The following is an 18,470-nucleotide window of genomic DNA, read 5'->3' on the forward strand; positions in this document are numbered from 1 at the left end:
TGGTCTTTCTTTATGCCGGAAAACTGGCCGGTTTAGGGGAGAAGCAGGACCTTGCCGGTGGTGCGCCGGCCTTCGAGGTCCTCGTGTGCCCGGCGGGCCTCGGCGAGCGGGTAAGTCGCGCCGATGCGCACCTTGAGGCTGCCGTCGGCCGCCGCGCCGAAGATCTCCGTGGAGCGCCACAGCCGTTCCTGCGGGTTGCCGAGGAAGTGGGCGAGCGACGGGCGTGTCAGGGTCAGCGAGCCGCCGGCATTGAGCCGCTGCGGGTCCATCGGCGGAACCGGACCGGACGCGGCGCCGAACAGCACCAGCGAACCGCGGGTCCGCAGGCTCGCGAGCGAGCCGTCGAACGTATCCTTCCCCACGCCGTCGTACACCACGTTCACGCCGGCACCGTGGGTCAGGTCCCGGACGGCGTCGGCGAAGCCGTCGTAGCGCAGGACCTCGTCTGCGCCGGCACCGCGGGCCAGGGATTCCTTCTCATCCGTGGATACGGTGGTGATGACGCGGGCGCCGCGGGCCTTCAGCAGCTGGATCAGCAGCAGGCCAACCCCGCCGGCCCCGGCGTGGACCAGCACACTGTGCCCAGGCTCAACGCGGAACGAGGAGTTGATCAGGTAATGGGCCGTCATGCCCTGGAGGGGGAGCGCCGCGGCGGTCTGGTCGTCCACCGCGTCCGGTACGGGCAGGGCCTTCGCGGCATCGAGCACGATGTATCCGGCGTAGCAGGCGGCGCCTTCGGCGGTGGCCACCCGGCTGCCCACGGTGTAGTCCTCAACGCCCTCGCCGATTTCCTCGACGACGCCGGCGGCTTCCGACCCCGGCGTGAACGGGTAAGCCACCTTGTAGGTGCCGCTGCGCTGGTAGGTTTCGATGAAGTTGACGCCCGTTGCCGCGACCTTCACCAGCAGTTGGCCGGGACCGGGGGCGGGGCGGTCGATCTCGGTCAAGTCCAAAACCTCCGGTCCGCCCGGCTGCCGGGCGACGATGGCGTGCGTCATGGAATTTCTCCTTTTCCGGGCCGGGACCTCCGGCACCCTTCCTCACTTCATCCTAGGGACCGGGAGGGTGCAGGCGAAGTCGGGCGGAACCGGGCGTAGGGATGCGTGGCCGGCTTCTGCTGAGGCGCAACAACTGCATGCATAAATATCGGGATCTATGCATAGTCTTGCTGTATAGTCGTCTTCATGACTATTTCTGTTGCCGTTTCCGGTGCCAGCGGCTACGCGGGGGGCGAAGTCCTGCGCCTCCTGGCCGGCCATCCGGACGTCACTATCGGAGCCATCACGGCACACAGCAACGCCGGTTCCAGACTAGGCGAACTGCAGCCGCATCTCCATGGCCTGGCAAGCCGGATTCTCGAGGACACCAGCGTGGAGAACCTGTCCGGGCACGACGTCGTGTTCCTGGCCCTTCCGCACGGGGCGTCCGCCGAGATCGCGGCCAAGCTTCCCGAGGGAACTGTGGTGATCGACGCCGGTGCTGACCACCGCCTGGAATCCGCCACCGCCTGGGAAAAGTTTTACGGTTCCGACCACGCGGGCACGTGGCCGTACGGCCTGCCCGAGCTTCCGGGCCAGCGCGAAAAGCTCAAGGGCGCCAACCGCATCGCGGTCCCCGGCTGCTACCCGACGTCGGCACTGCTCGCCTTGACGCCGGGCTTCGCCGGCGGCCTGCTCGAGGGTAATGACGTCGTCATCGTCTCCGCGTCCGGGACCTCCGGAGCGGGCAAGGCGGCGAAGGTGAACCTGATCGGCTCCGAGGTCATGGGCTCCATGAGCCCCTACGGCGTGGGCGGCGGCCACCGGCACACCCCCGAAATCGAGCAGGGCCTGTCCAACGCCTCCGGTGAGCAGGTGACGGTTTCCTTCACACCCACCCTGGCACCCATGAGCCGCGGCATCCTCACCACCGCCACCGCCCGGGTCAAGCCCGGCGTCGGCGCCGAGGAACTGCGCCGCGCCTGGGCGGAGGCGTACGACGACGAGCCGTTCGTCCACCTGCTGCCCGAAGGCCAGTGGCCCACCACCAAGTCCGTGCAGGGCTCCAACCACGCTGCCATGCAGCTGGCTTTCGACCCGCACGTCGGGCGCGTCATCGTCACCTGCGCCATCGACAACCTGACCAAAGGCACCGCCGGTGGAGCGGTGCAGTCCATGAACATTGCCCTTGGCCTGCCCGAAACCGCCGGCCTCAACCTGCAGGGAGTTGCCCCGTGACCGTTACCGCCCCCAAGGGATTCCGTGCCTCCGGAGTCACGGCAGGACTTAAGGCCTCCGGAAACCCGGACCTCGCCCTCGTGGTCAACGACGGCCCGTCCAAGGCGGCGGCCGCCGTCTTCACCTCCAACCGGGTGGCCGCGGCCCCCGTCCATTGGTCGCGCCAGGTGGTCTCCGACGGCCGCGTCGACGCGGTGATCCTCAACTCCGGCGGCGCCAACGCCTGCACCGGCCCGCAGGGCTTCCAGAACACGCACACGACGGCGGAAAAAACGGCTGAGGCCCTCGGCCTGTCCGCCACCGATGTCTTTGTCTGTTCCACGGGCCTGATCGGCGAGCAGCTGCCCATGGACAAGATCGTCCCCGGCATCGACGCCGCCGCGGCGGCGCTGAGCACCGACGGCGGGCCCGACGCCGCCACAGCCATCATGACCACGGACACGGTGTCCAAGCAGGCGGTCTTCACCGGTGCCGACGCCGACGGCAACGAGTTCACCATCGGCGGCATCGCCAAGGGCGCCGGCATGCTCGCGCCCGGGCTGGCGACCATGCTGGTGGTCCTCACCACGGATGCCGACGTCCAGCCGGAATTGCTCGACCTCGCCCTGCGCGACGCCACGCGAGTCACCTTCGACCGCGCCGATTCGGACGGCTGCATGTCCACCAACGACACCGTGGTGCTGCTGGCCTCGGGCGCGTCCAAGGCCGTTCCGTCCAACGGGGTCTTCGCCCAGGGACTTACCCAGGTCTGCGCCGAGCTGGCCCGGAAGCTGATCGGCGATGCCGAGGGCGCCAGCCACGACATTGCAATCCGGACTTTCAACGCCGCCACCGAACGCGACGCCGAGACCGTCAGCCGTGCCGTGGCCCGCTCCAACCTCTTCAAGGCCGCCATCTTCGGCAAGGACCCCAACTGGGGCCGCGTGCTCTCGGCCGTGGGCACCACCGATGCGGTGTTCGAGCCGGACCAGCTGAACGTGTCCATGAACGGCATCCAGATCTGCCAGAACGGCGGCATCGGCCAGGACCGCAAGCTCGTGGACCTCGAACCGCGCGAGGTGACGGTCGAAATCGACCTGCAGGCCGGCGAGGCGGAAGCCACGATCTGGACCAACGACCTCACGCACGACTACGTCCACGAGAACAGTGCCTATTCCAGCTAGAGGGGCCTGCCCAAGCTAGATTGGGCCCGCTCCAGCCAGATCCGCCAGCAACCCTGGAGAGCCAGCCGCATGAACACCCAGACCCGCGAGTCAACGTCCATGAGCGATGCCCAAGACAAGGCAGGCACGCTCATCGAAGCCCTGCCGTGGATCCAGCGCTTCGCCGGAACCACCATGGTGATCAAGTACGGCGGCAACGCCATGGTCAACGACGAACTGCGCCGCGCCTTCGCCGAGGACGTCGTGTTCCTCCACCACGTGGGCATCCACCCCGTGGTGGTCCACGGCGGCGGCCCGCAGATCAACTCCATGCTGGGCCGGCTCGGCATTGAATCAGAGTTTAAGGGCGGACTCCGCGTGACCACGCCCGAGGCGATGGACGTGGTCCGCATGGTCCTCACCGGCCAGGTGGGCCGTGAACTGGTGGGCCTGATCAACTCGCACGGGCCCTACGCCGTCGGGATGTCCGGCGAAGACGGCGGCCTGCTGCGCGCCGTCCGTACCGGGACCGTAGTTGACGGCGAGGAGGTGGACCTCGGACTCGTGGGCGAGGTGGTCGGCGTGGACCCCGCCGGCATCGTGGACATTCTCGACGCCGGCCGGATTCCGGTGATCTCCACCGTCGCCCCGGAGATCACCGACGCCGGTGACGGCGTTGCGGGCACCGCGCGCTTCCAGCCCACCGGGCAGGTCCTGAACGTCAACGCGGACACCGCGGCCGCGGCCGTTGCCTCGGCGCTGGGCGCCTCGAAGCTGGTCATCCTGACCGACGTCGAAGGCCTCTACGCCAACTGGCCGGACAAGTCGTCGCTGATTTCCTCGCTGACGGCGTCGGAGCTGCGGGACATGCTGCCCAAACTGGAATCCGGCATGATTCCCAAGATGGCCGCCTGCCTGAAGGCCATCGACGAGGGCGTGGAACGGGCGCACATTGTGGACGGCCGGCTGCCGCACTCAATGCTGCTGGAAACATTTACGACGGCGGGCATCGGCACCCAGGTGGTCCCGGACGAGGAGACGAACGCATGAACGACACTGTTGACGTGAGCCAGGCCCACCCAGCTGCGGAGGCCGCCGCAACCACCATCGTCCCCAGCAGCAGCGGCTCCGAGTGGCTCGCCCGCTACTCCTCGTCGCTGATGGGAGTCTTCGGCACGCCGCAGCGCGTGCTGGTCCGCGGCGCCGGCTGCCTCGTGTGGGACGCCGACGGCAAGGAATACCTGGACCTCCTCGGCGGTATTGCCGTCAATGCGCTGGGCCACGCCCACCCCTTCGTGACCTCGGTGATCTCCAGCCAGCTGGCCACCCTGGGGCACGTCTCCAACTTCTTCACCAGCCCCACCCAGATCGCCCTGGCCGAAAAGCTCCTGGAACTCAGTGCTGCACCGGCCGGCTCCAAGGTGTTCTTCACGAACTCCGGCACCGAAGCCAACGAGGCCGCCTTCAAGCTGGCCCGCCGGAATTCGGGTTCCGCAACGGGAGAGGCCGGCGGCAAGTCCCGGACCCGGATCATCGCGCTCGAGGGCGCATTCCACGGCCGGACCATGGGCGCGCTGGCGCTCACCGCGAAGGAGGCCTACCGGACCCCCTTCGAGCCTGTGCCCGGGGGAGTGGAGCACATTCCGTTCGGGGACATCGAAGCCCTGCGCAACGCCGTCGACGACACCGTGGCGGCCGTCTTCCTCGAGCCCATCCAGGGTGAGGCAGGCGTCCGGCCCCTGCCAGCCGGCTATCTGAAGGCGGCCCGCGAAGCCACGGCGGAGGCCGGCGCCCTGCTGATCCTGGATGAAGTGCAGACCGGTATTGCCCGCACGGGCAAGTGGCTGGCCAGTGAGGACGCCGGGATCGTGCCCGACGCCATCACCCTCGCCAAGGGCCTCGGCGGCGGCTTCCCGATCGGCGCGCTCATCACTTTCGGCGAGAAAACGTCGTCGCTCCTGTCCGCAGGGCAGCACGGCACCACCTTCGGCGGGAACCCGGTGGCCACCGCTGCTGCGCTGGCTACGCTGCATGCCATCGAAAGCCAGCAGGTGCTGGACAACGTCCGCACCGTGGGTGAGCACGTCCGGACGTCGCTGGCCGGCGTCGACGGTGTCACGGAGGTGCGCGGCGAGGGGCTGCTGATCGGCTTCGACCTGGACGCCGACGTCGCCGCCGCCGCCGTGACCGCGGCCCTGGATGCCGGCTTCATCATCAACAGCCCCGGCCCGCACACCATCCGCCTGGCCCCGCCGCTCATCCTCACCACCGAGCAGGCGGACCGCTTCCTGGCCGCCCTGCCGGCCATCCTGCAAACCGCAAAGGACGCACAGTGACTTCCACCATCCGCCACTTCCTGAAGGACACGGACCTCAGCCCTGCCGAGCAGGCGGAAGTCCTGGAGCTCGCCGGCCGCATGAAGGCCGCGCCGTACAGCGTCCAGCCGTTCGCCGCCGAAGGCAGCGGCCGCAAAACCGTTGCAGTCATCTTCGACAAGACCTCCACCCGGACCCGGGTCTCTTTCGCCACCGGCGTGGCGGACATGGGCGGCAACGCCCTGATCATCAACCCCGGCGAAGCACAGATCGGCCACAAGGAATCGGTCGAGGACACCGCCAAGGTCCTTGAACGCATGGTCTCCACCATCGTGTGGCGGACCGGCGCGCACTCCGGCCTCGTTGCCATGGCCGAAAACTCCCGGGTTCCGGTCATCAACGCCCTGTGTGACGACTACCACCCCTGCCAGCTGCTCGCCGACCTGCTGACGGTCAAGGAGCACAAGAGCGAACTCAAGGGCCTCACCATGGCCTACCTCGGCGACGCCGCCAACAACATGGCCAACTCCTACCTGCTGGCCGGCGTCACGGCCGGCATGCACGTCCGCATCGCCGGGCCCGAGGGTTACCTGCCGGCTGCGGACATCGTTGCCGCCGCCCAGGAACGCGCAGCCGAAACCGGAGGCTCCGTGCTGGTCACCACCGACGCGGCGGAGGCACTCAAGGGAGCCGACGTCGTGGCCACCGACACGTGGGTGTCCATGGGACAGGAAGCGGAGAAGGAAGCACGGCTGCAGCTGTTCCGTGAATACTCCGTGGACGAAGCCGCGCTGGCCCAGGCCGCCGCTGACGCCGTGGTCCTGCACTGCCTGCCCGCCTACCGCGGCTACGAAATCTCGGCGGGCGTGATCGACGGCCCGCAGTCCATCGTGTGGGACGAGGCCGAGAACCGCCTGCATGCGCAGAAGGCACTCATGGCGTGGCTCATGCACCGGTCCGGGCTGGCTTTCGTCGACGGGCTTTCCCCCGTTGAGGGCACCGGGGAGAGCACGTTCTAGTGTCCACCAACCCGGCGGCCCCCGGGGCCAGCCCGGCCACCAAAACCGCCCGCCAGGCGCGGATCACCGCGATCCTGACCGGCGAATCGGTGCGTTCCCAGGCGGAGCTTGCGGCGCTGCTCGCGGACGACGGCGTGCAGGTCACCCAGGCCACGCTGTCGCGCGACCTCGTCGAGCTCGGTGCCGTCCGCGTCCGGGGCAAAGAGGGCGTGCTGGTGTACGCCGTCCCCGGCGAAGGCGGGGAGCGGGCGGCCAAGAGCGGGGTAAGCCAGGAAATCCTCGATGCCAGGCTCGCGCGGCTCTGCGGCGAACTGCTGGTCACGGCCGAGGCTTCGGCCAACCTCGTGGTACTCCGCACGCCGCCCGGCGCGGCGAACTTCCTCGCCCTCGCCATCGACCATTCGGTGATGCCCTCGATCCTGGGCACCATCGCCGGGGACGACACCGTGCTGCTCGTGGCCCGGGACCCGCTGGGCGGCCCTGACCTGGCAGCCCGGTTCCTGCAGCTCGCCGAGGAAGCCGGCCAGTAGTCCCGCCGCACCCTCGCGCGCGCCCGCCCCTGCTTTTCAAGACAAACGAAAACACAAACAACAACTAAGGAGCATGTTCCGTGACTGAGCGTATTGTTCTGGCCTACTCAGGTGGCCTGGATACCTCCGTAGCCATCGGCTGGATCGGTGAAGCCACCGGCGCCGAGGTCATCGCCGTGGCGGTCGACGTCGGACAGGGCGGCGAATCCCTGGAAACCATCCGCCAGCGCGCCCTCGGCTGCGGCGCCGTCGAGGCCTACGTGGCCGACGCGTCCGACGAGTTCGCCAACGAATACTGCGTGCCCACGCTGAAGGCCAACGCCCTCTACCAGGGCCACTACCCCCTGGTTTCGGCCATCTCCCGCCCGGTCATCGTCAAGCACCTGGTGAAGGCGGCCCGTGAATTCGGCGCCACCACCGTCGCCCACGGCTGCACCGGCAAGGGCAACGACCAGGTCCGCTTCGAGGTGGGCATCCAGACCCTCGGCCCGGACCTGAAGTGCATCGCACCCGTCCGCGACCTCGCCCTGACCCGCGACAAGGCCATCGCCTTCGCCGAGGAAAAGGGCCTGCCCATCGAGACCACGAAGAAGAACCCGTACTCGATCGACCAGAACGTCTGGGGACGCGCCGTCGAAACGGGCTACCTTGAGGACATCTGGAACGCCCCCACCAAGGATATCTACGACTACACCGCCACGCCGGAATTCCCGCCGGCGCCGGACGAGGTCACCATCTCCTTTGAAGCCGGTGTTCCGGTGGCGATCGACGGCGTGAAGGTCACCCCGCTGCAGGCCATCAAGGAACTGAACCGCCGCGCCGGCGCGCAGGGTGTGGGCCGCATCGACGTTGTCGAGGACCGCCTCGTGGGCATCAAGTCCCGCGAAATCTATGAGGCTCCGGGTGCCATGGCGCTGATCACCGCGCACAAGCACCTCGAGGACGTCACCATTGAGCGCGAGCAGGCCCGCTTCAAGGCCACCGTTGGCCAGCGCTGGGCCGAACTGGTGTACGACGGCCAGTGGTTCTCCCCGCTGAAGCGCTCCCTGGACGCCTTCATCGAGGACACCCAGAAGTACGTCACCGGCGACATCCGCATGGTGCTGCACGGCGGCCAGGCGATCGTCAACGGACGCCGCTCCGAGACCGCGCTCTACGACTTCAACCTCGCCACCTACGACACCGGCGACACCTTCGACCAGTCCATGGCGCGCGGCTTCATCGAGCTGTGGGGCATGTCCGCCAAGGTTGCCTCCGGCCGCGACATCCGGGTCGCGGGAGAGTAACCCCAATGGGGAGCGAAAGCACCAAGTCGGAAGCGACAAACACCGGCGCCCTCTGGGGCGGCCGGTTCGCCGGCGGCCCCGCGGATGCCCTTGCGGCGCTGAGCAAGTCGACGCACTTCGACTGGCGCCTGGCCCGCTACGACATCGCCGGTTCCAAGGCGCACGCGCGCGTGCTGCACAAGGCCGGACTGCTGGACGAAGCCGAACTCAAAGGCATGCTCGCCGCCCTGGACCAGCTGGACGCGGACGTCGCCTCGGGCGCCTACGTTCCGGCGGAATCCGATGAGGACGTGCACGGTTCGCTGGAACGCGGGCTGATCGAGCGCGCCGGACCGCAGCTCGGCGGCAAGCTCCGGGCGGGCCGTTCGCGCAACGACCAGGTGGCCACCCTGGGCCGCATGTTCCTGCGTGACCACGCCCGGATCATCGCCCGCGGCGTCCTGGCCACCATCGACGCCCTCGTGGAGCAGGCCAAAGCCCACCCCGGCGTGGCGATGCCCGGCCGCACCCACCTGCAGCACGCCCAGCCCGTGCTGCTCAGCCACCACCTGCTGGCCCACGCCTGGGCGCTGCTGCGCGACGTGCAGCGGCTCCAGGACTGGGACAAGCGCGCCGGCGTTTCGCCGTACGGATCGGGCGCCTTGGCCGGCTCCTCGCTTGGCCTGGACCCCGAGGCCGTGGCCGCGGACCTGGGCTTCTACTCGGCCGTCCACAACTCGATCGACGGCACCGCGTCCCGCGATGTCTTCGCCGAGTTCGCCTGGGTGGCCGCGATGATCGGCGTGGACCTTTCCCGGGTTTCGGAGGAAGTCATCTTCTGGGCCACCAAGGAGTTCTCCTTCGTCACGCTGCACGATTCGTACTCCACGGGATCGTCCATCATGCCGCAGAAGAAGAACCCCGACGTGGCCGAGCTGGCCCGCGGCAAGGCCGGCCGCCTGATCGGCGACCTTACCGGCCTGCTGGCCACGCTCAAGGGCCTCCCGCTCGCATACAACCGCGACCTGCAGGAGGACAAGGAGCCGGTGTTCGACGCCGCGGACACGCTGGAGCTGCTGCTGCCGGCAGTTTCGGGCATGATCGCCACGCTGAAGTTCAATGCGGACCGGATGGAGTCGCTGGCACCGCAGGGCTTCGCTCTGGCCACGGACATCGCCGAATGGCTGGTCCGCCAGGGCGTGCCCTTCCGCGAAGCGCACGAACTGTCCGGTGCCGCCGTGAAGCAGGCTGAAAGCCGCAACGTGGAACTGTGGGACCTGACGGATGAGGAGTATGCCGCCATTTCGGAGCACCTCACGCCGGAAGTCCGCAGTGTCCTCAGCACGGAAGGCTCCCTCAACAGCCGGAACTCGCAGGGCGGCACGGCACCGGCCGCCGTCGAACGCCAGCTTGCTGCGCTGGAAGGCGAGCTTAAGGGCGTCCGCGACTACGCAGGGTAATCAGCGCAACGGTCATCGAGATGGCATCTCGCGGCAGTGTGTTTCACAGACATTGCCGTGAGGTGCCATCTCCCGTTTACCGGGTGGGCCCAGGCCGGCGAGGGCCCCGGCCTGAGCTTGCGAAGGCAGGGAGCCGGTGGGGACCGCTACGATGAGCGTTATGACCGCCATCACACCGGACGCACTGCGCGCCGAACTCCACAAAGCGGCCCACACCGTGACCTCCCTGGCAGCGAAACTCACCGATGCTGATGTCCCGGGGCCGTCGGCCCTGCCGGGCTGGACCCGCGGGCATGTCCTCGCGCATATCGCGGGCATCTCCAACGCGATGGCACGGCAGCTCGAATACGCCGCGCGCGGGGAAACGGTGGACCTGTACGACGGCGGCTATGACGGCCGCACGAAAGCCATCGAAATGAGCGCCGGACATGCGCTGGAGCAGCACCGCGCGGATCTGGACTCAGCTCTGGGCCGGGCACTGCGCGCCTTCGATGCGCTGGATGACGTGCCCGGTGCCGGCGGCTGGCATGCGCCAATTTCCTACCGCGGGGGAGTGGTGCTGGACGGCGGCTTTGCGCTCTGGCGGGAGCTGGTGATCCACGCCGCCGACCTCAACACCGGCCGCGGCCCGGAAACCTGGAGCAGGCAGTTCTGCGAGCACCTGTTCAGTTTCCTGGCCGCACGCGTGCCCGATGGTCAAAGGCTGGTGCTGCAGCCGCTCGGCCTGCCTCCCGTGGCGGTCGGCGACGGCGGCCGCTCCACCGTCATCAGCGGGATGGTGACGGACATCGCGGCCTGGCTCGCCGGACGCGAACCCTCGCTGGGCAGCCTGCGCGCCTCGGCCGCTGCCGACAGCGTGGACCTGCCGGAACTGCTGCCCTGGCCGTCCGGGGTGCCCGCCAAGTAGGGCAGCCAGCCGAGCCCGCCGGGCTCAGCTCAACCGGCGGCGAGCCCCTGCTTTTCGCGGGCCAGCAGGCTTTCCTTGATGCGCAGCCCCCAGCGGAAGCCGCCCATCGTGCCGTCGGTGCGGACCACCCGGTGGCACGGAACGAACAGCGCCGCGGCGTTGACGGCACAGGCGCTGGCGGCGGCCCGGACCGCCTTGGCGTTGCCGGACAGCTCCGCGTATTCGGTATAGGTGACGGGCGCCCCCGGGCTGACGGTGCGCAGCACGTCCCAGGCATGCGCGCGGAACGGGCCTGACTTCTGCAGCACGGGCACGCTCATGGCCGGCGCCGGATCGCCCGCATAGAAGGCCTCGACCGCTGCCGAAATCGGGCCGAGGTGCTCCACCGCTTCGAAAGCATCGGGCAGCAGCTCCGGATGGATCTGGCCCGTAAGGTCCGTCGGATCGTCCGTCCATCCCGAGGCGAGCACCACACCGTCACGGGCGATGATCGTGAACGGTCCGTCCGGCGTCGCCATGGTGAGGAGCTGGGCTTTCATCGGACTGCTTCTTTCATTGCACTGTTTCTTTCATTGCACTGCTTCTTTCACTGTCTGCGCCCCGGCGGGCGGTGGAGGTTCTAGGCACGGCCGCGGCGGCCCGCCAGAGGTGCATGGTGGCGTACGAACGCCACGGGCTGGCTTCACGGAAGTCCGACGACGGCGCGCCGCCACTTTCGCGGGTTCCGGTTGCCGGCGCCGCACCGGCTCTCAGCGCCACGCCGCCGGGATCAGCTGAACCGCCGGGATCCCTGAATTCAGCGGCCAGCGCCCGGATACCGTTGCGCACCGCGGCGTCATTGGCGAGGAAAACGTCCGGTGCGCCGAGGACCCGCATGGCCGTATACCCCACGGTCCAGGGCCCGACGCCGGGCAACGGCAGCAGCTTGGCGGAAAGGCCGGGCAGGTCGTCCCCGTAGCCAAAGTCCAGCGTCCCTTCGGCCAGTGCCGTGGCGACGGCCAGCAGTGACTCCGTCCTGCGCTGCGGCCCGCGGAGCAGCCCGGCGCCGGCTTCGGCGATCTGCGCTGGTGACGGGAACAGCCGGGAAAGCCCGTCGCCCGGGGCAGCGCTGGGACTGCCGGCAGCGGCCAGCTGCGTAAGGGCGGTGCGGGCCGCGGCCACCGTGATCTGCTGCCCCACCATGGCCCGGACCAGCAACTCCTGCGGATCCAGCGCCCCCGGCAGCCGGATCCCCGGGGCTGCCGCCACGGACGCCGAAAGCCGGGGGTCGGCACTGAGTGCGCCGTCGATGGCGACCGGATCGGCGTCGAGGTCGAAAAGCCGGCGCACCCTGCTCAGCAGGGCCGGCAGGTCCCTCAGGTCCACCGCGCCGATGGTGAGTACCAGCGGCCGCCCGTGCGGCCCGCCGTCGTACTCTCCCGTCCTGTTTCCCGCGTTCCCGGCCCCTGCGTACTCCACGCTGAACCGCGCATCCCCGTGCGGGAGCCGCAGCGTCCGGGCGTAGGAGCTGGCAGTTCCGGCCTCGATCCCCGGAATGGCGCGGACGGCGAGGAAACTGAACACGCCGGGATCGAACGGCTCGCGGTAGGGGAGGGCCAGCGTGAGCGAGGTGCTCGCCGGGGCCGGCGGGTGGTGCCGGGCGGTGCCCCGCAGGGCGGTCGGCGTCATGTCGAACACCTCGGCCATGGTCCCGTTGAACTGGCGGACGCTGCTGAACCCCGCGGCGAAGGCGACGTCCGCGAGCTTCATTGTGGTGGAAACCAGCAGGGTGCGCGCGGTCTGTGCCCGGCTGGCCCGCGCCAGGGACAGGGGGCCGGCGCCAAGCTCATGGCTGAGGATCCGGTTCAGCTGGCGGGACGAATAGCCCAGCCGCGCGGCCAGTCCCTCGACTCCGTCGCGGTTGATCACGCCGTCGTTGATCAGGCGCATGGCCCGGCCGGCTATGTCCGAGCGGAGGTTCCAGGCCGGTGTTCCGGGCACGGCCTCCGGGAGACAGCGCTTGCACGCGCGGTACCCGGCCTCGTGGGCGGCGGCGGAGGTTTCATAGAAGGTGACGTTCTCCGCCTTTGGAGTCCGTGCCGGGCACGAAGGCCTGCAGTAGATCCCGGTGGTCCGCACCGCCGTGTAGAACTGCCCGTCGAAACGGGTGTCCCGCGCGTCGATGGCGCGGTAGCGCTGCCAGAAGTCCATGACTCCATCCTGCCAGCCGCCGGAGGACCGTGCTAGCGGAAATCGGACATGGCCGTGAGGGACTTCCGGCCCGGGACAGGCCGCCGGCGGGGCTTCGGTAGAGTCGGGGCATGACCACCAGCGGCCCCTTGCGGCAGTTCCTGTCCGGCGATGCGCGGGAAATCGCCCCGCTGCTCCTTGGCGCCGTCCTGACGCATGCCAGCGGAGAAGGTTCAGTCGCAGTCCGGCTCACCGAACTTGAGGCCTACATGGGACCTGTCGATTCCCTGCACCCTGATCCGGGTTCCCACACGTACCGGGGGCCGACCCGCCGGAACGCGCCCATGTTCGGCCCGGCCGGGCACCTGTACGTCTACTTCACATATGGCATGCATTACTGCGCCAACATCGTCTGCGGCCCGGCGGGCCACGCTTCGGCCGTCCTGTTGCGCGCGGGCGAAATCGTGGAGGGCCGCGAGTTGGCTTCGGCGCGCCGGCCGACGTCGAAGGCGCCGAAGGACCTGGCCAGCGGACCCGCGAGGCTGGCCACGGCGCTCGGGCTGACCACCGGGGACAGCGGGCGGGACGCCCTGAACGCTCCCTTCAGCCTGGTGCTGCCGCATGCACCCGCCGCCCACGTCAGCACGGGGCCGCGGGTGGGAGTCGCCGGGCACGGCGGCACGCACGACTATCCATGGCGGTTCTGGCTGACAGGAGACCCGACGGTCTCCCGTTACAAGGCTGCCAAGGCCCGTCCGCCGCGGGCGTAGGCTTGACGGGTGAACCACAGCGAACATGCTTCTGCGCCCAAATCCCGTCCCGTGGATGAACTCATCAATAACCTCTGCGCGACTGTTCCGGACTACCCCAAGCCCGGCATCACCTTCAAAGACCTGACTCCGGTCTTCGCGGACGGCACCGCCTTCCGGGCGGTAGTTGACGCACTCGTTGAACCGTTCAAGGGGCAGTTCGACGCCGTCGCCGGCGTTGAGGCGCGGGGTTTCCTGCTAGCCTCGGCCGCGGCCTACGCCACCGGGACCGGCGTGGTCACAGTGCGCAAGGCCGGAAAACTTCCGCGTGAGGTGTACTCGGAGGACTACGCCCTGGAGTACGGGACTTCCACTCTGGAACTTCACAAAACGGACCTGGCCCGCGGCAGCCGGGTGCTGATCCTCGACGACGTCCTCGCCACCGGAGGCACGCTCGGGGCAGCTGCACGCCTGTTTGAACGCTGCGGTGTCCACGTGTCAGGTGTGGGTGTGGTGATGGAACTCGGCGAACTGCGCGGCCGCTCCGCCCTTGCCGGGCACCGCGTGCGGTCGCTGCTGCGCCTCTGAGATAACCTGCTTTATGCAGCTCAAACAGCCGCCACGCCAGCCGAAAAGGTTATAGAATGGACGGTCTGTCTTTTGCGATAGGGGAACGATGCACGACGCCGATTTGGCCCACGAACGGGACTACGTAGCCGGTCTTTATGCCCGGCTTGATGAACTGCGCGAGGAAAAGCGCGCCCAGCTGGCGCAGGTGCGCCGCGCGGGCGCCGTCGGCACCATGCAGAACGTCTCCGAACGCGACGCCTTCGCGGCCCTGTACGAGGACCGCCTTGCCCAGCTTGACGCCGTCGACGACCGCCTCGTGTTCGGCCGGCTCGACCTGGACTCCGGCGAGGCGCAGTACATCGGCCGCATCGGGCTCACCACCGAGGACCTCGTCCGGCTGATGGTCGACTGGCGCGCACCCGAGGCCGGCCACTTCTACCAGGCCACCGCCTTTGACCGCCAGGGTGTCCGCCGCCGCCGGCACCTGATCCTGCAGGGCCGTGAGGTCAAGGCCATCGAGGACGACGTCCTGGACGCCGACATGCTCTCTGATGCCGATTCCCTGCAGGGCGAGGGTGCCCTGCTGGCCGCGCTGAACTCCAAGCGCACGGGCCGGATGTCCGACATCGTGGGCACCATCCAGTCCGAGCAGGACCGCATCATCCGGTCCTCAATTTCCGGCGCCCTCGTGGTCCAGGGCGGACCCGGCACCGGCAAGACGGCCGTGGCGCTGCACCGTGCCGCCTACCTGCTCTACACCCACCGTGACCGGCTCAAGTCCGCCGGCGTGCTGCTGGTGGGGCCGTCGTCGTCGTTCATGAAGTACATCGAGCGCGTCCTGCCGTCCCTGGGTGAAACCGGTGTGGTCATGGCCAGCCTTGGCCGGCTCATGCCGGGCATCAATGCGGTGCCCGAGCAGGAGGCCGACGTGGCCGCCATCAAGGGCCGGCTGGACATGGCCGAGGTCATCGCCAACGCGGTGGCCAACCGGCAGCGCATCCCCGCCGAAAACCGGATTCTTGAAGTCGACGGCCGCAAGCTGACGCTCACGCCACGGCAGGTCCGCCGTGCCCGTGACCGCGCCCGTTCGACTGGCAAGCCGCACAACGAGGCCCGCGTCACGTTCGTCAAGATCCTGCTCCGCGAGCTGACCGAGCAGATGACCGAACTCGTCGAAGCCGGGAACATCGGCAACAACGCCGACCGCTCCTACCTTGCCGAGGACGTCCGCACTGCCCGGGATGTGCGTATCGCGCTGAACCTGTGCTGGATGCCGATGACGCCTGAGAAGCTCGTCAGCGAGCTCCTCAGCAAACCCGCGCTCCTCGAAGCCTGCACCCCCGGACTGACCGCGCGGGAACGCGAGCTCCTGCTGCGGGCTCCCGATGCCCCGTGGACAGAGGCCGACGTTCCCCTGCTCGACGAGGCGGCCGAACTCCTTGGCGAACTGGATCCCGCTGCCGGCCGGGGCCTGGCCCAGCAGGAGCAGGACCGTGCCCGCGCCCTGGCCAACGCCCGGCAGACCCTGGTCAACATGGAATCTGCCGGCGTCGACGTGCTGATGTCCGCTGAGGAACTCGTTGAGCAAAACGAGGAACGCGAGGCCCGCCTGACGGCTGCCGAGCGGGCCACCAGTGACCGCACCTGGGCCTTCGGCCATATCGTCGTCGACGAGGCACAGGAACTGTCGCCCATGCAGTGGCGGCTCCTGGTCCGCCGCTGCCCGCTCAAGTCGTTCACCATTGTGGGGGACATCGCCCAGACCAGTTCCGTGGCCGGGGCGAAGTCCTGGCAGGGCGCCCTCGCCCCGATGTTCGGCGACCGCTGGCAGCTGGAGGAGCTCACGGTCAACTACCGCACGCCGTCGCAAATCGCCGAGGCAGCGGCCCGCATGGCCAACGCCGCCGGCCTGGTGGTCTCCGCCCCGAAGGCAGTCCGGGAAGGCCGCTGGTCGCCGGTCATTGACCGCGTGGACCATGGCGCGCTGGTACAGCGTCTGGTGGAGGTCCTCCCCGAGGAGCTTGAAGCGCTCGACGGCGGCCTGCTCGCCGTCATTGCCGACGGCGACCTGCTGCGGGACGCCACGGCCGCCCTGCGCGCCGAGTACGGTTCCCGCCTGGGCACCGGTGCCGGCAGCTATGAACAGGACCTGGTGGTCATCAGCCCGCGGGAAGCCAAGGGCCTTGAGTTCGACGGCGTCGTGGTCCTGGAACCGAGCGCCATGCTGAACCACGAACACGGCAGGGTCGGCGATCTCTACGTTGCCATGACCCGGCCCACACAGCGGCTCCGGCTGATTGCGGCCGCAGACGTTCCGGCGGGCATCGAGCGTTAGGCTGATCCTGCTAACTTAGAAGGCGTGTCACAACTAAACGACCTCGAATCCCAGCAGAACGACCCCAGCTTCGCCAACATCTGGCAGGAGCTCAAATGGCGCGGCCTCGTCCACGTATCCACCGACGAGGTGGAACTGGAGAAGCTCCTCGCCGGGGAACCGGTCACGTATTACTGCGGATTCGACCCGACGGCGCCGAGCCTCCACCTGGGGAACCTGGTCCAGCTCCTGCTCATGAGGCGCCTCCAGCTGGCCGGCCACAAGCCGTTGGGTCTCGTCGGCGGCTCAACCGGCCTGATCGGTGACCCGCGTCCGACGGCGGAGCGCACGCTGAACACGAAGGACACAGTGTCGGAGTGGGTCGGCTACCTGCAGGCTCAGGTCCGCCGCTTCCTCAGCTTCGACGGCGCCAACGCAGCCCGCATGGTCAACAACCTCGACTGGACTGCCCCGCTCAGCGCGATCGATTTCCTTCGCGAAGTCGGCAAGCACTTCCGTGTGGGCACCATGCTGCGCAAGGACGCCGTCGCCTCCCGCCTCAGCTCCGAGGAAGGCATCAGCTACACGGAGTTCAGCTACCAGATCCTGCAGGGCATGGACTACCTGCAGCTCTACCGCGACTACGGCTGCGTCCTGCAGACCGGCGGCTCCGACCAGTGGGGCAACCTCACCAGCGGCACCGAACTCATCCGCAAGGTGGAAGGCAAGACGGTCCACGCACTTGGCACTCCGCTGATCACCAACGCTGACGGCACCAAGTTCGGCAAGAGCGAAGGCAACGCCATCTGGCTGGATGCTGCCATGGTCAGCCCGTACACCTTCTACCAGTTCTGGCTGAACACCGCTGACGCCGACGTTGTGGACCGGCTCAAGGTGTTCACCTTCCTGACCCGTGCCGAGATCGATGAACTGGGTACTTCCGTGGCCGAGCGTCCCTTTGCCCGTGAGGGACAGCGGAAGCTCGCCTACGAAGTGACCTCGCTGGTCCACGGCGTCGAAGCCACCGAAAAAGTCATTGCCGCCTCCGCCGCGGTCTTTGGCAACGGCGACCTGTCAATGCTGGACGAGCAGACGCTTGCCGCGGCGACCGCAGAACTGCCGTCCGCTTCTGTGGAGGGGACGGGCCTCGGCATTATTGATCTGCTTGTTGCCTCGGGGCTCTCGGACAGCAAGTCCGCAGCGCGGCGGATCGTTGGAGAAGGCGGCGCCTACGTCAACAACGCCAAAATCTCGGACCCGGACGCAGTGATTCCCTCGACCCAGCTGCTGCACGGCAAGTACCTGCTGCTGCGCCGCGGCAAAAAGAACCTGGCAACAGTACAGGTGACCGGCGCCTAGCGCTTCAGCGCCTGGCAGTTGAACTGCCCGCACCCGAACGCCTAGCACCCGAACCCACCGAATGCACGCTTCTCCGCGGCCGATTTGCACGGCCGTGGGGGAGCGTGTATTGTCTTTTGAGTCGCCGCCGCTGAGCGGGGACAAACCCCCTTCACTGAGAAGCAATTCTTCACCTTCAATTCATGAAAGAAGAAAAGCTTCCATTAGTGCTGGGCGGATTCATTCGTTGAAGTGAATTTCCGGTGAAAAGCCTGGATTTGCAAAGTGAAAATGAATGAAATAAGCTGGAAACATCGCAGCGAAGAAATGCGAAACGGATAATCCGAAATATCAGATTGAGCCGTTTCTGAAGTATTCGAATGTGTCTGTTGTTTGAGAACTCAATAGTGTGCCAAGTTTATTGATACCGATTTTTTATTGATTGGTTGAATTGCCGGGCCGCCCACCCCCGTGGT

The 18,470-nt window shown here is 68.0% G+C and carries 16 protein-coding genes; 13 read left to right on the forward strand and 3 right to left on the reverse strand.

Going from position 1 to position 18,470, the window contains the following annotated elements; all coding sequences use genetic code 11:
• Positions 1–32: 32 nt before the first annotated feature.
• A complete protein-coding gene (locus tag ACFUTU_RS17365; protein ID WP_377966481.1) occupies positions 33–998 on the reverse strand; it encodes a quinone oxidoreductase family protein in 966 nt (321 codons plus the stop codon).
• A 186-nt stretch (positions 999–1,184) separates the two neighbouring features.
• On the opposite strand from ACFUTU_RS17365, the gene argC reads away from it, so the two are divergent.
• From argC to ACFUTU_RS17410, 9 genes are all read left to right on the forward strand, one after another.
• Entirely contained in the window at positions 1,185–2,216 is a 1,032-nt protein-coding gene (gene argC / locus ACFUTU_RS17370) for an N-acetyl-gamma-glutamyl-phosphate reductase (RefSeq protein WP_377966483.1), read from the forward strand.
• Positions 2,213–3,379 (forward strand): bifunctional glutamate N-acetyltransferase/amino-acid acetyltransferase ArgJ, encoded by a 1,167-nt coding sequence (gene argJ / locus ACFUTU_RS17375; RefSeq protein WP_377966485.1) that lies wholly within the window; start codon positions 2,213–2,215, stop codon positions 3,377–3,379. The genes argC and argJ overlap by 4 nt, the downstream gene beginning before the upstream one ends.
• A gap of 69 nt (positions 3,380–3,448) precedes the next feature.
• A complete protein-coding gene (gene argB, locus ACFUTU_RS17380; RefSeq protein ID WP_377966487.1) occupies positions 3,449–4,408 on the forward strand; it encodes an acetylglutamate kinase in 960 nt (319 codons plus the stop codon).
• Entirely contained in the window at positions 4,405–5,694 is a 1,290-nt protein-coding gene (locus tag ACFUTU_RS17385; protein WP_377966489.1) for an acetylornithine transaminase, read from the forward strand. Before argB ends, ACFUTU_RS17385 begins: the two co-directional genes overlap by 4 nt.
• Positions 5,691–6,692: an ornithine carbamoyltransferase gene (gene argF / locus ACFUTU_RS17390; protein ID WP_377966491.1), complete on the forward strand. Its 1,002-nt coding sequence runs from the start codon at positions 5,691–5,693 to the stop codon at positions 6,690–6,692. Before ACFUTU_RS17385 ends, argF begins: the two co-directional genes overlap by 4 nt.
• Entirely contained in the window at positions 6,692–7,222 is a 531-nt protein-coding gene (locus ACFUTU_RS17395; RefSeq protein WP_076798093.1) for an arginine repressor, read from the forward strand. Before argF ends, ACFUTU_RS17395 begins: the two co-directional genes overlap by 1 nt.
• Before the next feature lie 80 nt (positions 7,223–7,302).
• Positions 7,303–8,508: an argininosuccinate synthase gene (locus tag ACFUTU_RS17400; RefSeq protein ID WP_377966493.1), complete on the forward strand. Its 1,206-nt coding sequence runs from the start codon at positions 7,303–7,305 to the stop codon at positions 8,506–8,508.
• Positions 8,509–8,513: 5 nt separating this feature from the next.
• Complete coding sequence (gene argH / locus ACFUTU_RS17405) at positions 8,514–9,947, forward strand: argininosuccinate lyase (protein ID WP_377966495.1); 1,434 nt, start codon at positions 8,514–8,516, stop codon at positions 9,945–9,947.
• Between the two features lie 160 nt (positions 9,948–10,107).
• Positions 10,108–10,854 (forward strand): maleylpyruvate isomerase family mycothiol-dependent enzyme, encoded by a 747-nt coding sequence (locus ACFUTU_RS17410; protein ID WP_377966497.1) that lies wholly within the window; start codon positions 10,108–10,110, stop codon positions 10,852–10,854.
• Between the two features lie 29 nt (positions 10,855–10,883).
• Here the strand turns inward: ACFUTU_RS17410 and ACFUTU_RS17415 are convergent, their stop codons facing one another.
• Entirely contained in the window at positions 10,884–11,393 is a 510-nt protein-coding gene (locus ACFUTU_RS17415; protein WP_377966499.1) for a methylated-DNA--[protein]-cysteine S-methyltransferase, read from the reverse strand.
• Positions 11,394–11,406: 13 nt separating this feature from the next.
• Positions 11,407–13,044 carry a DNA-3-methyladenine glycosylase 2 family protein gene (locus ACFUTU_RS17420; RefSeq protein WP_377966501.1) on the reverse strand — a complete coding sequence of 546 codons (1,638 nt, stop codon included), beginning with the start codon at positions 13,042–13,044 and terminating at the stop codon, positions 11,407–11,409.
• A gap of 110 nt (positions 13,045–13,154) precedes the next feature.
• Here ACFUTU_RS17420 and ACFUTU_RS17425 point away from each other — a divergent pair, with 110 nt between their 5' ends.
• From ACFUTU_RS17425 to tyrS, 4 genes are all read left to right on the forward strand, one after another.
• Complete coding sequence (locus ACFUTU_RS17425; protein ID WP_377966503.1) at positions 13,155–13,793, forward strand: DNA-3-methyladenine glycosylase; 639 nt, start codon at positions 13,155–13,157, stop codon at positions 13,791–13,793.
• A gap of 9 nt (positions 13,794–13,802) precedes the next feature.
• The gene (locus ACFUTU_RS17430) at positions 13,803–14,360 is read left to right on the forward strand and encodes an adenine phosphoribosyltransferase (RefSeq protein ID WP_377966505.1); all 558 of its coding nucleotides are present in this window, start codon (positions 13,803–13,805) and stop codon (positions 14,358–14,360) included.
• Between the two features lie 88 nt (positions 14,361–14,448).
• Positions 14,449–16,677 (forward strand): HelD family protein, encoded by a 2,229-nt coding sequence (locus ACFUTU_RS17435; RefSeq protein WP_377966507.1) that lies wholly within the window; start codon positions 14,449–14,451, stop codon positions 16,675–16,677.
• A 24-nt stretch (positions 16,678–16,701) separates the two neighbouring features.
• Complete coding sequence (tyrS, locus tag ACFUTU_RS17440; RefSeq protein ID WP_377966509.1) at positions 16,702–18,015, forward strand: tyrosine--tRNA ligase; 1,314 nt, start codon at positions 16,702–16,704, stop codon at positions 18,013–18,015.
• The last annotated feature ends 455 nt before the right edge of the window (positions 18,016–18,470 follow it).

This window comes from Arthrobacter sp. NPDC057388 (genome assembly GCF_042668165.1).
In the GTDB taxonomy this organism is placed as follows: domain Bacteria; phylum Actinomycetota; class Actinomycetes; order Actinomycetales; family Micrococcaceae; genus Arthrobacter.

Excerpts from the sequence above, each read along its gene's own strand:
- ACFUTU_RS17435 (WP_377966507.1), top strand. The coding sequence starts at position 14,449 with ATGCACGACGCCGATTTGGCCCACGAACGGGACTACGTAGCCGGTCTT.
- ACFUTU_RS17410 (WP_377966497.1), top strand. The coding sequence starts at position 10,108 with ATGACCGCCATCACACCGGACGCACTGCGCGCCGAACTCCACAAAGCG.
- ACFUTU_RS17420 (WP_377966501.1), bottom strand. The coding sequence starts at position 13,044 with ATGGACTTCTGGCAGCGCTACCGCGCCATCGACGCGCGGGACACCCGT.
- argB (WP_377966487.1), top strand. The coding sequence starts at position 3,449 with ATGAACACCCAGACCCGCGAGTCAACGTCCATGAGCGATGCCCAAGAC.
- ACFUTU_RS17415 (WP_377966499.1), bottom strand. The coding sequence starts at position 11,393 with ATGAAAGCCCAGCTCCTCACCATGGCGACGCCGGACGGACCGTTCACG.
- ACFUTU_RS17385 (WP_377966489.1), top strand. The coding sequence starts at position 4,405 with ATGAACGACACTGTTGACGTGAGCCAGGCCCACCCAGCTGCGGAGGCC.
- argH (WP_377966495.1), top strand. The coding sequence starts at position 8,514 with ATGGGGAGCGAAAGCACCAAGTCGGAAGCGACAAACACCGGCGCCCTC.
- ACFUTU_RS17425 (WP_377966503.1), top strand. The coding sequence starts at position 13,155 with ATGACCACCAGCGGCCCCTTGCGGCAGTTCCTGTCCGGCGATGCGCGG.
- ACFUTU_RS17365 (WP_377966481.1), bottom strand. The coding sequence starts at position 998 with ATGACGCACGCCATCGTCGCCCGGCAGCCGGGCGGACCGGAGGTTTTG.
- argC (WP_377966483.1), top strand. The coding sequence starts at position 1,185 with ATGACTATTTCTGTTGCCGTTTCCGGTGCCAGCGGCTACGCGGGGGGC.